The following is a 15061-nucleotide window of genomic DNA, read 5'->3' as shown; positions in this document are numbered from 1 at the left end:
TCCGTAATACCCGGCCCCATGCACGGGAAAATAACACCGCACCGCTTATTTCCTGTTATCCTTATGCCAGATGGTAAACTTGCACATGGTAAGCATCAGCAGCGCAAATACAATGAGAGATACAATCTTCGCAGCCGGACTCACAAGGAAAGCACCGAATCCGTTTTCCATAGCGGACAGGTTAACGAAATCACCCAGATTCGCGCCCCTTGTACTTGCAAACGGGATAATGGCAAATACAGCCAGAAGGATTCCTACCAGGCCCTCTCCCGCAATCATGCCTGATGTATAGAGCACACCCCGGTCAATGGCCTCTTTCTTATCCTCTTCCCTGGTATATTTACGCTTTTCATACCAGTGGCGAATCAGTCCTCCCACCATGATGGCAGCAGTGGTCCTGAGGGGCAGGTATAAACCTACCGCTACCGGCATTACCGGAATCCCAAGGATTTCAATGACAACTGCAATGGCCGCGCCTGCCAGAATCATGTTCCATGGAAGGTTGCCGTCCATAACGCCCTCCACCACGGTCTTCATAATCATGGCCTGGGGAGCCGGAAGCTCTGCCGACCCGTAGCCCCATGCCTGGTTCAGAAGGTAAAGCACGCCTCCGATTGCAATGGCAGAGGAAACCACGCCAATCAGCTCGCCCATCTGCTGGTTCTTAGGCGTGGAGCCTACCAGATAGCCGGTCTTTAAATCCTGGGAGGTATCTCCCGCAATGGCTGCAATGACGCAGATAACACCACCGATGGAGATAACACCCATCATGCTCTCATGGGTAGCGCCGGACACGGCCTTGAGCACCAGTGCAGACACCAGCAGCGTGGCAATGGCCATACCGGAAACCGGATTGTTGGAGGAACCAACCAGTCCCACCAGACGTGAGGACACGGCTGCAAACAGGAAACCGAACACGGCAATCAGCAGCGCACCCACAAAATTCACAGGAACCGCCGGAACCAGCCATATGATTACCACGGCAATGAGTACGCCTATAAGCACCACATTCATGGGGATGTCCTTATCCGTACGCAGGGTGGAAACCTGGCGTCCGCCCTTTAAGTCACGCATGGCATCCCGGAAGGTATTTACAATCATGGGAAGGGACTTAACCAGGCTTATGATGCCTGCCGCCGCAACGGCGCCGGCGCCGATGTAGCGGATATAAGAGCCCCACATAGCCTGGCTGCTCATCTCGCTAACCAGCACGTCAGACGGGGCAAAGGGCGCTGTAAGCCCGCTTCCGAACAGCTTGATAATGGGCATCAGAATCAGCCATGATATGATGCCTCCCGAAAACATATAGGAAGAAATCTTAGAACCGCAGATGTAGCCTACTCCGGCCAGGGCCGGAAGAACGGAAATACCCACGCCTCCGCCATATTTGCGGATATCATAGTCCACATCGCTGGGAAACAGCTTCAGGCCGTCGGCCACAAACTTATACAAGGCTGCAATTCCCATTCCGGCAAATACTACGCCGGCCTTGGAACCGCCCTGCTCTCCTGCAATCAGTACCTCGGCGCATGCCTGGCCCTCCGGATAGGGAAGCACGCCATGCTCCTTGACAATCAGTGCCTGACGCAGCGGAATCATGAACAGGACGCCCAAAACCCCTCCGCACAGCGCAATCAATGCAATCTCCACCAGGGAAGGCGCTCCCTCCCCCCACTCGCTCATCCACATAAACAGGGCGGGCAGGGTAAAGATGGCGCCTGCTGCCACAGACTCACCTGCAGAGCCAATGGTCTGCACCATGTTGTTTTCCAGAATGGAATCCCTTCTGAGGATTACCCGGATAACGCCCATGGAGATAACGGCCGCAGGTATGGATGCGGACACGGTCATACCGACGCGAAGGCCCAGATATGCATTGGCGGCGCCAAAGAGAACGGCCAGCAGGATACCCAGAACCACGGAAACCGCGGTGACCTCCGGAACCACCTTGTGGGCCGGTATAAATGGTTTAAAGCCATTTTCATCTTTCATGTATCTATCGCTCCTTTCGTATTAACCGCATAAAAACCAAATATTTTGGCTCCTACGCGAGATACAAGCCTACCCTGCCGAAACAGGGCGGCTTGTATCTTATCTCCGCAATTATAACATTCTTCAGAAAAAATTTCCACATATTTTGTGTAAATGGTAAGAATTGCATCAATTTTTTTAATTATTCCTTCATTTTTATCAAATAAAACGGCCCCAAAACCTTACAAAACAAAGTATTTTCTCTGTTTTGCAGTTCGGGGCCGGAAAAAATTTCCGAAATCCATTATTTTTCACAATCAAACACAAGTCCCCAGGAAGCCCTGATTTCATCCATCAGACCAAGGATGTCCAGGGTATCCTCCTTCTTAAGCACATCGCTGGACGACATGCCCAGACGGACGCACCGGTTCACCTCCTGTATCTGATATTCAAATCCATTTACCTCAAAGGGAAAATCCAGGACATATTCCTCCCCTTTCATGGGCCGGATGACCAGCCGTTCAGCCTTCTGGTAATCCGGCAGGTAAATGGAGCCCCCGGAGCCGAACACGGCTGCTTCCCTTGGCATATCCATGCCGATGGAGGCGGTGGCCGCCGCCCTGGCGCCTCCCGGATAGCGCAGAAGAATCGTACTGTAATCATCGGTGCCGAATTCATTCAGATGGTGCTCTGATGTAAAATGTTCCGGCGGCACATCTCCCATGACCATGCGCAGGAATCCCAGGTTATAGATTCCCACATCCAGAAGCGCGCCTCCGCCCAGACCGGAATCAAACTTGCGCGCCTTTCTTGCTCCTCCGGCCACAAAGCCGTAATCGCATCTGGCAAAGCCCACCTGGCCTATGACTCCTTCCCGTATCAGCTCCTGCATCTTTTTCAGGGCCGGAAGATGGCGGATCCAGAACGCTTCCATGATAAACAGCCCCTTTTCCTCTGCTGCGGCAAACAGCCGTTCCCCATCCTTTACATTGGTGGTAAATGGTTTTTCACATAACACATGCTTTCCCGCTTCAAGGCATGCCATGCAGTTTTCATAGTGCATGTTGTTGGGGGTAGCCACATAGACCGCATCCACCTCAGGGTCCCTGAGAAGTTCCTCATAGGAACCATATGCCCTGGAAATCCCGTATTTTTTTCCGAATGCCTCTGCCTTTTCCACGGAACGGGACCCGCAGGCCGCCAGGCGGTCCTCACCCTTCATTCCATTTACTGTGTCAGCGAACTTTGCCGCGATGGTACCAGTTGCCAAAATTGCCCAATTCATATGATATGCCTCCAATCGTTTTTTTCCTCTGATTCTGTATTAAAATGTTCTGATACGCTTCATCTATGGCTTCATCTTACGCTTCTTCCTGTACATGTAAGAATCCGCCCTGGCCAGCGTACTCTCCAGGCTTACATCCTTGCACGGGTCAAAGAAAGCATAGCCTGCCGCAATGCCCGCAGGGAACACATTCCCTGCGCTGTAAGCCTTCACCTCCGCCTCCATGGCCTGGATTCCCCGTGTCACCTGTTCCTGTCCCATGCCGTCCAGCTGAACCACAAACTCATCCCCGCCAATACGGAACAGGGGCGCGCCGGGAAATGCTTCCCGTATAATGCCGGCGGACCTGCGGATGTATTCGTCTCCCTTGTCATGACCGAAGCGGTCGTTGACCCCCTTCAGGTCGTTGAGGTCGCACATGAGAAAACCGCTGCCCGGCATCTCCTCCGGATGGCTTCTCTTGTGCTGCAGCATATGTTCATAGGCCAGACGGTTCCCCACGCCTGTAAGTCCGTCCCTGTCGCGCTCCACCTTCAGAGCCTTTGTCTCAAGGATTTCATCCGTCACATCCTCTACCACGCAGCGCACAGAATGGGCGGCCGTCTTACATGTTATCTTAATCCACCGGGAACCTTCCCCGGTATCCATCTTCACCACGCCGGGCCCTCCGTCGCTGTAAGGAACAAGGCCCTTTAGGTACCCTATGAATTCGTCCTTATCCCTGGAAAACAGGCGCTCCTGCTCCTTTGTAAGCCTTAAAAGCCTGGGAATCTGGCTGGTCATAAGCACCTTGGATGACCGGCCTGACAGCTCGAAGGCTCCCACCGGCAGTTCAGACAGCTCAATGAGCTTTGCATGCCTGGCAAACCACTGGCTGGTAAACACGGCAATCATAAGGCCTGCCGCCAGGGAAAGGACCAGGGAATACCCCAGTATCTGTCCAATCCTGCGGGGAAACTGCAGAAGCACCGGCTCCTCCATAAGGCCCACCAGATACCACTCTTCTCCTTCAAACGGGGTATTATGGTAGTACATCCCCATCTGGTTCACACAGGCTGCTATCCGCCCGTCCTCCTGCCCGGTTCTTACGCTGTTCAGCAGGCTATATATGGAATTTTCCTTATCTTTAAGTTCCAGGCCAAGCCTGTCGTTCCGGCCAACCAGCTGTTTCTGGAGAGCGCCATAGGTAACCGCTGCCTCCATATCCTCCTGCCCGGACCGGTATCCCATGACATAACCATAGGAATCCCCTGTCTGGAGTTCAGATGCAGGCAGGAACCGGTACAGGTAACTTACGGATATCTCCACTCCAAAGACAGCCCGCACCCTGCCGTCCTGACCGAACAGAGGCACGGAATAGGTAATTACATCCTCATCCCCCTCATTGACCTGAAAGGGAGGATTCCAGTATCCCAGCCATTTGGAACGGCCGTTTTCCACTGCTGCATCCCAGGGTTTGCGGAAGAAATCACGGTTTTCCTCATTTACCTCCAACCGGAAATTCCAGTTTGCCGTGGTGGCAATCTTCATCTTCTCAGCTACATTCCACGGGCCGATGAGCATATACAGGTTTTCATTCTGGCTGCTGTTGCGGTCCGGGTTATTATTCCTGAAATACAGGGCAGCCAGGGAACCGTCCGTCTCCCCCTCATCCGGCAGAATCAGGAACGCGCCCGTGGTCTTTGTATCATACAGGGCAGCCAGCACCTCCGGCGCCAGCGCCTCCAGGATACGGTCCGGCTGTCCCTGATACTCCATCCCGTCCGGACTGTCAAAATACCGGCTTATGTTGTCCGTATGATGGCTGAAATTAGTCCAGACATTCTTCATCTGGTTTTCCAGATTATTCCTGCGTCCCTTTACCTTTTCCGCAAATATACGGTATTGGTTGGCCTCTGCCTGTTCCATGACTCCCCCTGCCACCATGAAGGACACCAGAAGGACACTCTGCAGCACCATGGATACCACAAACGCTATCGTCAGCTTGAACGCTATGGATTTACTTCTGAATTTTCTGTCCATCTGTCTTACCAGCCATTTCCTTTAGAAGTGTTTCATACCAACTGTCAAAATGCCCGTCGTCCAGCAGCTCCCGTTCCACAGACTCCCTGCTCTCTCCCTTTTCCATCCGCCGCCTCAGGGTTTCCAAATCCGTGTTTATCCGGTTCTCCAGAGACACAGAAAATATCTGGTCCATATCATAGGAGCCCAGGAAGGTTTCCCGGACATAGACATTGTGGTTTTCCAGCGCTTTAAGGGAGGCCCGGATGCTCTGCTCCACTGCCTGGGCATTGTCCTGGCTTTCCACCTGGGCTACCAGGTCCGATACGGATTCCAGCGCCTTTTTCTGCACAGGCAGATATCCTGTAGCCACGGCAAAACGTATATTCTGCTCCGGCTGCGTGAACCATTTAAGGAACCGGACCGATGCCTGCTGGTGGCTCTCATCCGAAGCAAATACCGCCATATTTGCCCCTCTCTGCCCCATATAAGGCGTACCGCCCTGAAAAACAGGATAGGCATAGCTCCCGCAGGAAATCGGATGGGACTGCTTCTCATCCTCAATCACCACCTGGGGGAAGAAACCGGCGCCAGCCGAGGAACCGATATAAGCCATCAAACGCCCGCTTTTTATGCCGTCCTGGTTATAGGTCCTGCTCTCATACCAGCCCTTTATATGAGGTACATAGTAAGCATCCCATACCCGCCTGGCAGTCTCCCTGGAATAATTGAATTCAGGCCCGTCCTGCGTCCGGCAGATGCCTTCCCCCAGCTGGGCGGCTGACAGCGCGGCAAAATCATTGAACGCATTCATGCCCAGGAACGGACTCCCGCCGGACCATTCATAATACATGCCCGCGGCCTGAGCCAGCCCCTCCCAGGTCTTAAGCATCTCTTTGCCTGCGCCTGTATCCCCGGCAAATGCCTCCCAGTCCGTCTCGTTGAGATAAAGAATTTCCGTGGATTTTGCCACCGGAACCATCCGGTGCATGCCGTCCCCTCCCCAGACGCCTTCCGCCAGGAACTCAGGCCGGTAAGCGTCCAGTTCATCTTCCGAAAAATAGCCGTCCAAACGGACCAGGGGAGCTATCCCGTCCAGCCTGTAGGCGCTGTCCGGGTAGGATGCAAATATATCCGGCAGCGGTTCTGAGCCAATGACATGGCTGGCCGATGCGTACAGCACATCGTCCAGTTCATTGCTGGAGCCGTATCCAACCGGCTCCACTATGATTCCCTGCTCCATGCCAACCGTCTCGTTAAACTCCATAACCAAATCATCAAACGCGCTTTTGGCCACTGCGTTATAGGAATGCCAGAGCACTACCACCGTGGGCTTTCCTGTGTCTTCCTTTTTTCTTTCCCCGGCCCTGCATCCGCTAATCCCCAAAAGGGCGGCCATGACAGCCGCCGATATATATACACATAGTCTGCGATTCATAAAGAAGTTCCTCCCTTGGCAGTCCTCCCTTGGCAGACACAGACGCCGCCACGTTCCAAACATACCTCACCTTAAGTATAACACGCTGGACAGCCTGCTGTCTATTCTGGATGTATGAAAAATGACAGGGCGAAAGCGTCAGGGCCTAAAAACAGAACCTTAAAAACAGGACCTGGTTCTGCGTTGAATCTGCATACAGGTCCTGCTGTTTAAACAGCACTTACAAGTATTCCCTTTTCTTTTATTCTGCCTGTTTCAATGCATCTGACACAGCCTCCATGATTCCCCTGGAAGAATTGGTTGCCCCGGATACACTGTCTGTCTCTGTTGTCTGTCTGCGTATGATGGACTTGACCACCTTATTCTCAGCCGCTTCATAGATGCCCGCTGTCTCGCTGTGCTCTGTCAGGTCAATGGAGTCCTCGATTCCGTCCGCCTTCTCTGATATGCAAGGACAATATAAGAAAAAAATAGGAAAGCCGGAAAATATAGGGAACCCATACAAGGAAATCAGACAGGCATTAGGCGCACAAAGGAAGAGGCAGGACCGAACAGCCCTGCCTCTTTCTCTTTATGCTTCTCTGCCCGAATGTGAGTAAAATGTAATCAGATACAGACCACACAAACCCACCAGCGCATAGATGATCCTGGTTACCCAGGAAGCTGTTCCGAAAATCCATGAAACCAGGTTGAAATTAAAGAATCCTACCAGCCCCCAGTTCACAGCCCCAATCAGGGCGATTGTAAGAGCGGTATAATCCAATGCCTTATTTCCCATTGCATGCTACCTCCTTGTCATGAGCATTTCGTGCCTGTTCTCCAGCCACTTATGCAGCTTGCTATACGCTGGTAGTATGTCCCGGTTTGTGGAATTCCATACATTTTTTGCTTTTTTATCATAATTTGCTTCTAAAACACGGTTCCTGTTTCCTGCCGGGGATAGCTGCTGCGCCAAAGCGTGTCTTTGAATTCAGTCCTGGCCGTCCTCAGCGGCCGCTTCCCGCATCTGCCGCATTACCTCCTCCGGAAGTATATCATACAGACGGTTCCGCTTCAGCTGCGGCTGTTCCAGATACTCCTCTCTCAGCATGCCGTTTACCCGCTCCAGCTCCTCCTTCAGTTCCCTGGCCGATATAAGACGGCATCCCTGGCCCAGGATAATGACCTGCTCCACTCCATCCGAGGTTGCCACGGACACGTCAAACCTGCGGGCATTTTCATGGGCAAACTTTTCAATATACTGGTCTGCTGTCTCGGCCTCCTTTGTGTAGACCACCTGGATATTGTGGTATGCAGAAACCTCCGTGGCATGGCCCGCCACACGGTAGGCGTCAAATACCACCATCAGACAGCATTTGCGTATGGCCTGATAGTTGCACAGCAAATCCATAAGCCGGCCCCTTGCGCCGTCCAGATTGTCCTGGGCCAGCTCCCGCAGCTCCTCCCAGGCAAACATAATATTATAGCCATCCACCAGAAGATATTCCTCCCTGGCTTCCTTTTTCTGGCGGGCCGCTTCCCCAGGGGGTCCGTAGGTACGTGTCACCGGAGCGCTGTAGCCGCCGGCAGGCCTGCTTCCCCGGTTCTTTCCCGGATACCCCCTGCGGGCCGCAGATTTATCCCGGCTGTTGGAATAAAAAGTGCGCTCCAGTATGGCGTCAATCTCATCCGTACCCAGCCAGATTTCCCCGGATTCTCCCTGTCCGGCAGAGGATTTGCCCGGATTCCTAAAGGAAGGAGGATTTCCCTTGCCCTCCATTCCTTCCCCATCCGGGGATTCCATAACCAGACCGCTGTCCACATGCATATACTCCTTCACCTGGTCCCAGCTAACCACAAATCCGGCCCCATGGGCGCAGAACACGGAACCTGTGGGATTGTCTGCATCACGCTCCGGATCATAGGCGGTCTGGTCAATTATCTCCTGGCTGTTATGGCACGGCTCATATCCTTTCAGCGTACATGCCAGTCTACCGTGTCCCCTGGTGTAGGACATCACCTCTGCCTGATACCCCCGCATGGCTGCAACCGGCGCTTTTCCCGCCAGAACAGCCTGTCCCTGTCTGTTTTCCTCGATGGTGCAGGTTCCGCACCGCTTCTCGATATCAATCATGGCCCGTCCGATGGATGCCTCTGGCACCTCCAGCCGGAAGGAATACCACGGTTCCAGCAGGATACAGGACGCCTCCATAAGCCCCTGGCGCAGGGCCCGGTAAGTGGCCTGCCTGAAATCCCCGCCTTCCGTGTGCTTATTATGGGCCCTGCCCGCCACAAGTGTGATTTTCATATCCGTTATTGGCGCCCCGGTCAGGACGCCCCGGTGCACCTTTTCCTCCAGATGGGTAAGCACCAGACGCTGCCAGTTCCTGTCCAGGTCATCCTCGCTGCATCTGGTCTCAAACTGAAGCCCGCTTCCTCTCTCTCCCGGTTCCATCAGAAGGTGGACTTCCGCATAATGGCGCAGAGGCTCAAAATGCCCCACCCCTTCCACCGGGCCTGCAATGGTTTCCTTATACACAATATTCCCTGTGCCGAATTCAACCTGAATGCCGTAGCGCTCTTCAATCAGGCTCTTTAACACTTCTATCTGCACTTCTCCCATAAGCTGCATGGAAATCTCTTTCAGTTCCTCATTCCATACCACCCGCAGCATCGGGTCTTCCTCCTCCAGCTGGCGGAACTTTGGCAGCATCACGGCCCCGTCGCAGCCCTCAGGCAGCTGTACCCGGTAATTCAGCACCGGCTCCAGCACCGGCAGCATGGAGTCCTTCCCTGCCCCCAGTCCCTGCCCCGGATAGGTCCTGGTAAGACCGGAGACAGCACATATGGTTCCTGCCTCTGCCTCAGGCACTGCTTCGTACCGGTCCCCGGAATAGACCCGAATCTGGTTTACCTTTTCCTGCCAGACCTCCGACGGCTTTTCCATATTTCTGTTGGAAATAAGTTCCTTTACCTTAAGGCTTCCTCCTGTAATCTTAAGGTGGGTCAGACGGTTTCCCTGGTCATCCCTGGAAATCTTGTATACCCTGGCTTCAAATTCCTCCGGATATTCCGGTGGGCAGGCCCACCTGCAGATTCCGTTTAACAGCTCCTCCACCCCTGTCAGCTTAAGGGCGGAACCAAAGAAGCACGGGAACAGCCTGCGCTCCCGAATCAGGCGGCGTATGTCCTCTTCCTCCACATCCCCTGTTTCCAGATAATGTTCCAGCAGATTCTCATCGCACATGGCAGCGTGTTCCATGAATTCCTCTGTGCCGGCCCCGGCGAAATCCACACACCCGTCATCCAGACGTTTCTGCAGTTCCTTCATCCGCTGGTCCCGGTCCGTGCCGGGCTGGTCCATTTTATTGACAAAGAGGAATACCGGTATCCTGTATTTAGCCAGCAGCCGCCACAGGGTTATGGTATGGCTCTGTACGCCGTCCGCGCCGCTTATAACCAGAATGGCATAATCCAGCACCTGAAGCGTCCGCTCCATTTCCGCGGAAAAATCCACGTGGCCCGGCGTATCCAACAGCGTAAGGGGCCGGCCCTCCCAGGTCAGGGCCGCCTGCTTTGAGAAAATAGTGATGCCCCTGGCCCTCTCCAGGGCATAGGTATCCAGAAAGGCGTCCTTATTATCCACCCTTCCCATTTTCCGTATGCTTCCCGCCAGATACAAAAGCGCTTCCGATAATGTAGTTTTCCCGGCATCCACATGGGCCAGGATTCCCAGTACCATTGATTTCATGTCCAGTCTCTCTTCCTGATGTCTTATTTCCCTTAACATGGACGTACGTCCACCGTATTGTCATTGAGGGTTGTTGCTGCTCCTATGTCGGACAGCCGCTCATGGTGGAGGGCATTAACCAGAAGTCCGTTCTTTGTAAAGGTCCTGTCGTAAACGCCCTCAGAAACAACTGTTCCTTCCGCCACCAGGGGCGTGATTTTTGCGGTAAACTCCACCTCCGCCAGCTCATTGAAGGCCACAACGGGACTGCCGTCCGCAATTTTCCTTGATGCCGCATCCCTGGGATGGAGCATCAGCGCCATGGGGCCCCTGCCCGACTTCAGGTCCTTTCTGTCCAGAAAAACCGAATTTAACGTATATGCGCTGGGCGCCGCCACCAGCCTGAGGGGATAGGTCCCCCCATGGCTCTTAATATACCTGGGCATTGCCTCTTCCAGCCGTTCATTGACAATCATCATTTTACCGGCAGGCGTCCTGAAGCATCCATGGTCCGCGTAGGCTGTGGATATGACGCCCCCGTCCCTTAATACGCGCCGGTCCTCCTCGGAAATGCAGGACAGACCTTCCATGGGATGGGAAAGCAGTTCCCCGGCCATCTCCTCCTCTGTCCTCTTAAAGTATTCTTCCTCATATCCCATTGCCCGGGCCAGCAGGCAAAACGTATTCCAATTGCTCCTGCACTGCCCGGCCGGTTCGATGATTTTCCCGGCCGTCCCAAAGGTGCAGTATCCGTAGGCCATATACACATCTGTCTGTTCCACAGAAAATGTGGCGGGCAGAATAATATCCGCATACATGGCTGTGTCTGTCATGAACCGCTCATGGACAACCGTAAACAAATCAGGGCGCCTCAGGCCCTCCAGGATACCCTTCTGGCAGCAGACAGAGGCCACCGGATTGCTGCCGTAAACATAGAAGCTGCGTATGGGCCTGCCTCCCCTGATTCCTGTAAGAGCCGATGCAATCTCATTGATATTGACCCTGCGTCCCGGTTCCTTCCTGAAATCCGGCCTGGTGACCAGACGGCTGTCCACATATGGACCTGCCCCCGGATTGCAGCCGCATAAGCCGCCTCCCGGACGTCCCCATGCGCCTGTATACGCGGACAGGATGGTGATAAGCCGCACGGTCATACCCCCGTTGCCATAGCGCGAGGGACCACTTCCCAGTATGACAGCCGGAGCATGGGCCGAGGCGTATTCCCTGGCAAGGTCGGCAATCACCTCTGCCGGGATTCCTGTTTCCTCCTGCGCCCAGGCAGGCGTACAGGCGCCGAGGGTATTCCTAAAGGCCTCATACCCTTCTGTCCGATGGGTAAGAAAATCCCTGTCCGCCAGGTTTTCTTCCTCCATCACATGCATCATGGCCAGGGCCAGAGCTCCGTCGGTGCCAGGACGAATCAGTATGGTCTGGTCACTGTAGGCTCCCATGTCTGCTGCGCAGGATTCTATGAGCACCACCCTTTTTCCCTGTCTGCGGGCCTGGACCAGCGCCGGCATGGACTGAAGCCTGGTAGCCTTCATATTGCTCCCCCATACCAGATAAAAATCGCTGTCCAAAAGCTCCCTTGGGTCCAGGCAGCCGGTCTGGCCCATAACAGCCTCATAGCCTGCGCCCTTGGCAGAAGAACATAATGTCCTGACCATATCGCAGGCTCCCATCCGGTTGAAAAAGGCATCCCCGCATTTGCGCTGTATGACGCTCATAACCCCCGAATAATACATGGGCAGGATGGCATCTTTGCCGTCTTCCTCCAGAATGCGTCTCCATCTGCCGGCAATCTCCTCAACCGCCTCATCCCAGGTCACGGGTTCAAACCTTCCCTCTCCCTTTTCCCCCACCCGTTTCATAGGGGTGAGGATACGTTCAGGCGAATGGACGGACTGCTCGTAGTGCTGCATTTTTCTGCAGATAAGCCCCTTTGAAGCCGGATGGTCCGGGTCGCCTTTCACACTGAGAATCCGTGTTCCATCCGTTTCCGCCAACAGACCGCAGGATGTGGGGCAGTCGTAGGGGCAGATTGTCTTTTTTATATATAATGCCATCTTATGTCGCTCCCTCTGTCACTGCGCCCGATGCATAGCCATGGTATGACACGGCTTGGTCCTGCCTTAGTCCGGCATATTTCCTCCGTATAGCCGGGCGCTGTTATCTGATATTAAGTATAGCCAGCAAACCCTTTCCCGTCAAACTAATTTTCTGTCCCCTCCAGTCCCCTGCTGCCTTCGGGATTCACCTGTACTGAACAGTGCTTCACCTGTGGAAATCTCTTTTCTATGCTGTCGTGGACCTCCTTTGCAATCGCGAAGGCCTGTTCCAGCATAAGGCTTTTGTCTGCTTCAATCTCCAGGTCCACGTATATCCTGGAGCCGAAAAGCCTGGTCTTCATGGAGACCACACATTCCACGCCCCTGATATCCAGCACCACCCGTTCTATGTCCTTAACCGTCTCTTCATCACACGCCTTATCCACCATCTTATCCATGGAATCCCTGAACACATCCAGGGCTGCCTTGACTATGAAGATACAGATGATGAAACTGGCCAGCGGGTCCATGACCGGCATTCCCATTCTTGCTCCCAGTATACCGATGAAGGCTCCCACTGAAGACAGTGCGTCGCTGCGGTGGTGCCATGCGTCCGCCATCAAGGCTCCTGATTTTAATTTCCTGGCAGCAGCCCTGGTATACCAGAACATCCATTCCTTTACCACTATGGATATGACTGCCGCCCCCAGGGCCAGGACACCCGGAACAGCCCTAATCTTTTCCGGTCCTGAGCCAATGGATTCCACAGCGCTCACCCCAATGGCGATTCCCGTTGCAAACAATACAGCTGACAGCAAAAGGGCCGCCACGCACTCCATCCGTTCATGGCCATAAGGATGTTCCCTGTCTGACTTTCTGGAGGCCATGGTAATTCCGGCCATGACTATGAATGTGCTGAACACATCCGAGGCAGTATGGACCCCGTCCGATATCATGGCTCCGGAGTGGGCCAGGATACCCGCCCCTACCTTGAATACCGAAAGTACCACATTGATGCCGATGCTGACACAGGATACCTGCATGGCCAGTCCGGTACCGGCCATTTGATTTTCATTCTGTGTCTGACCGCCTTTATCCGGGTCCTTTATCTCTGGTTTATTCCTATATTTCATTCTGGTCCAAATTTTAAATTCTGCCCTGCTCCCATTTCCGGCAGAAGTCCTTTTTATGCCCTTCCCCATATATCCGCCTCCCATACCATCCATTCCTTTCATATGTTCTAAAATATATTTGAAAAATCATTGCGCCTGTCATAAAGTCCCATTTCATGAGAAAAAACGCCTGAGGGACAATGTAAGTAAACCACTGTCCCACAGACGTTCCTGTCTGCTGCCGCTGTCTGCGGCCCGGCTCCCAAAGCAGTTTTCTGCTTCCGGCCTGCTCAGTTTGTACTGTCGTTTGGATATGCAGTGCAAAGAGTTTTATTCGGCAGGCCTTAATGAACCTGTTACCAATATGATATGAACCGCTGTATATGTATGTGAACATAAACCCAGAAAAACATACAAAAACGCCTGCATACAGTCCAAAGGGACTGGTGCAGGCGTTTTTTACATAGATAGTTCCGTATTACAGCAAACGCTTCCTAAGCGATGCTCCATCCTCCGCGCTCAGGTAAGCCGGCGCAATGTCAAAGACAGTCTTGCAGCCGGATTGTCCCTCCCTGCCCAGGCGGTATGCAGCCCTGGCATAGGCCACGATAACGGATGCCGTAAATTCCGGGTTGGAATCCAGCTTTAAGCTGTATTCAATTACATGGCTGTTCTCATCATTCCAGCCGGTCCTGCCGGTGCGGATAACAAAACCTCCGTGGGGAATCCCGGCATGGTCCCGTATCAGTTCTTCCTGGCTGATGAAGTGCACCGTGGTGTCATAGTCGGCAAAATAATTTGGCATGGTGACAATGGCTTCCTCAATGGCCTTTAAATCAGCGCCTTCCTCCGCCACCACAAAGCACTCCCTGGTGTGTTTCTGCCTGGTGGTCAGCTCCGGAGCCGCACCGCTTCTCACGGCCGCAAGGGCATCCTCCACCGGAATGGTATACTGCCTTGCATCCTTCACGCCTTTAATTCTGCGGATTGCATCGGAATGGCCCTGGCTCACGCCCTTGCCCCAGAACGTATAGTCGCTGCCTCCCGGCAGGATGGCATTGGCATAGAGCCGGTTAAGGGAAAACATGCCCGGGTCCCAGCCAGCGGATATGATTCCCACATGACCGCTTTCCCGTGCAGCTTTGTCCACTGCCTCAAAATGCCCGGGGATATTGGCGTGGGTGTCAAAGCTGTCTATCACATTGAAGTGAGCTGCCATTTCCGGGGTCTGCTGCGGAAGGTCCGTGGCGCTTCCTCCGCAGAGAATCATCACGTCAATCTCGTCCTTCATGGACAAAACTTCCTCTGCCGGATATACCTTGGCCCCTTCCGTCAATATGCTGAGGCTGTCCGGATTCCTTCTGGTGAACACTGCCTTTAGCTCCATGTCCGGATTGTGCTTAATGGCGCACTCCACACCCTTTCCAAGGTTTCCATAGCCTAAGATTCCAACTCTGATTGCCATACTTTCATTCTCCTTTGTAACGTAAACGTGTG

The 15061-nt window shown here is 53.7% G+C and carries 10 protein-coding genes and 1 riboswitch; all 10 genes read right to left on the bottom strand.

The features are described 5' to 3' along the window. Nucleotides 1-45: 45 nt before the first annotated feature. On the bottom strand, nucleotides 46-1992 hold the full coding sequence (locus FGS84_RS01590) for an oligopeptide transporter, OPT family (RefSeq protein ID WP_138305987.1): 1947 nt from the start codon (nucleotides 1990-1992) through the stop codon (nucleotides 46-48). Between the two features lie 283 nt (nucleotides 1993-2275). After that, complete coding sequence (locus tag FGS84_RS01585; protein WP_138305986.1) at nucleotides 2276-3256, bottom strand: Gfo/Idh/MocA family oxidoreductase; 981 nt, start codon at nucleotides 3254-3256, stop codon at nucleotides 2276-2278. 63 nt (nucleotides 3257-3319) lie between these two features. After that, nucleotides 3320-5278, bottom strand: coding sequence for a diguanylate cyclase (locus FGS84_RS01580; RefSeq protein ID WP_138305985.1), 1959 nt, complete (start codon nucleotides 5276-5278; stop codon nucleotides 3320-3322). Then, a complete protein-coding gene (locus tag FGS84_RS01575; protein WP_138305984.1) occupies nucleotides 5256-6695 on the bottom strand; it encodes an extracellular solute-binding protein in 1440 nt (479 codons plus the stop codon). The genes FGS84_RS01580 and FGS84_RS01575 overlap by 23 nt, the downstream gene beginning before the upstream one ends. Before the next feature lie 241 nt (nucleotides 6696-6936). Beyond that, nucleotides 6937-7200: an FMN-binding protein gene (locus FGS84_RS01570; RefSeq protein WP_227146192.1), complete on the bottom strand. Its 264-nt coding sequence runs from the start codon at nucleotides 7198-7200 to the stop codon at nucleotides 6937-6939. 66 nt (nucleotides 7201-7266) lie between these two features. Beyond that, entirely contained in the window at nucleotides 7267-7473 is a 207-nt protein-coding gene (locus tag FGS84_RS01565; protein WP_002564818.1) for a DUF378 domain-containing protein, read from the bottom strand. Between the two features lie 192 nt (nucleotides 7474-7665). Continuing rightward, nucleotides 7666-10425 (bottom strand): translation factor GTPase family protein, encoded by a 2760-nt coding sequence (locus FGS84_RS01560; protein ID WP_330640966.1) that lies wholly within the window; start codon nucleotides 10423-10425, stop codon nucleotides 7666-7668. Between the two features lie 32 nt (nucleotides 10426-10457). Beyond that, nucleotides 10458-12470 carry a molybdopterin-dependent oxidoreductase gene (locus FGS84_RS01555; RefSeq protein ID WP_138305981.1) on the bottom strand — a complete coding sequence of 671 codons (2013 nt, stop codon included), beginning with the start codon at nucleotides 12468-12470 and terminating at the stop codon, nucleotides 10458-10460. Between the two features lie 146 nt (nucleotides 12471-12616). Then, nucleotides 12617-13585 (bottom strand): cation diffusion facilitator family transporter, encoded by a 969-nt coding sequence (locus FGS84_RS01550; protein WP_347563762.1) that lies wholly within the window; start codon nucleotides 13583-13585, stop codon nucleotides 12617-12619. Nucleotides 13586-13776: 191 nt separating this feature from the next. Continuing rightward, a riboswitch (NiCo riboswitch) is annotated at nucleotides 13777-13868 on the bottom strand. 174 nt (nucleotides 13869-14042) lie between these two features. Continuing rightward, nucleotides 14043-15029 (bottom strand): diaminopimelate dehydrogenase, encoded by a 987-nt coding sequence (locus FGS84_RS01545; protein ID WP_138305980.1) that lies wholly within the window; start codon nucleotides 15027-15029, stop codon nucleotides 14043-14045. Between the last annotated feature and the right edge of the window lie 32 nt (nucleotides 15030-15061).

Source organism: Clostridium sp. 1001271st1 H5 (assembly GCF_005845215.1).
GTDB lineage: Bacteria > Bacillota > Clostridia > Lachnospirales > Lachnospiraceae > Enterocloster.
Note: the sequence above shows the minus strand (reverse complement) of the source record. Positions and strands in the feature narration are given on the sequence as shown.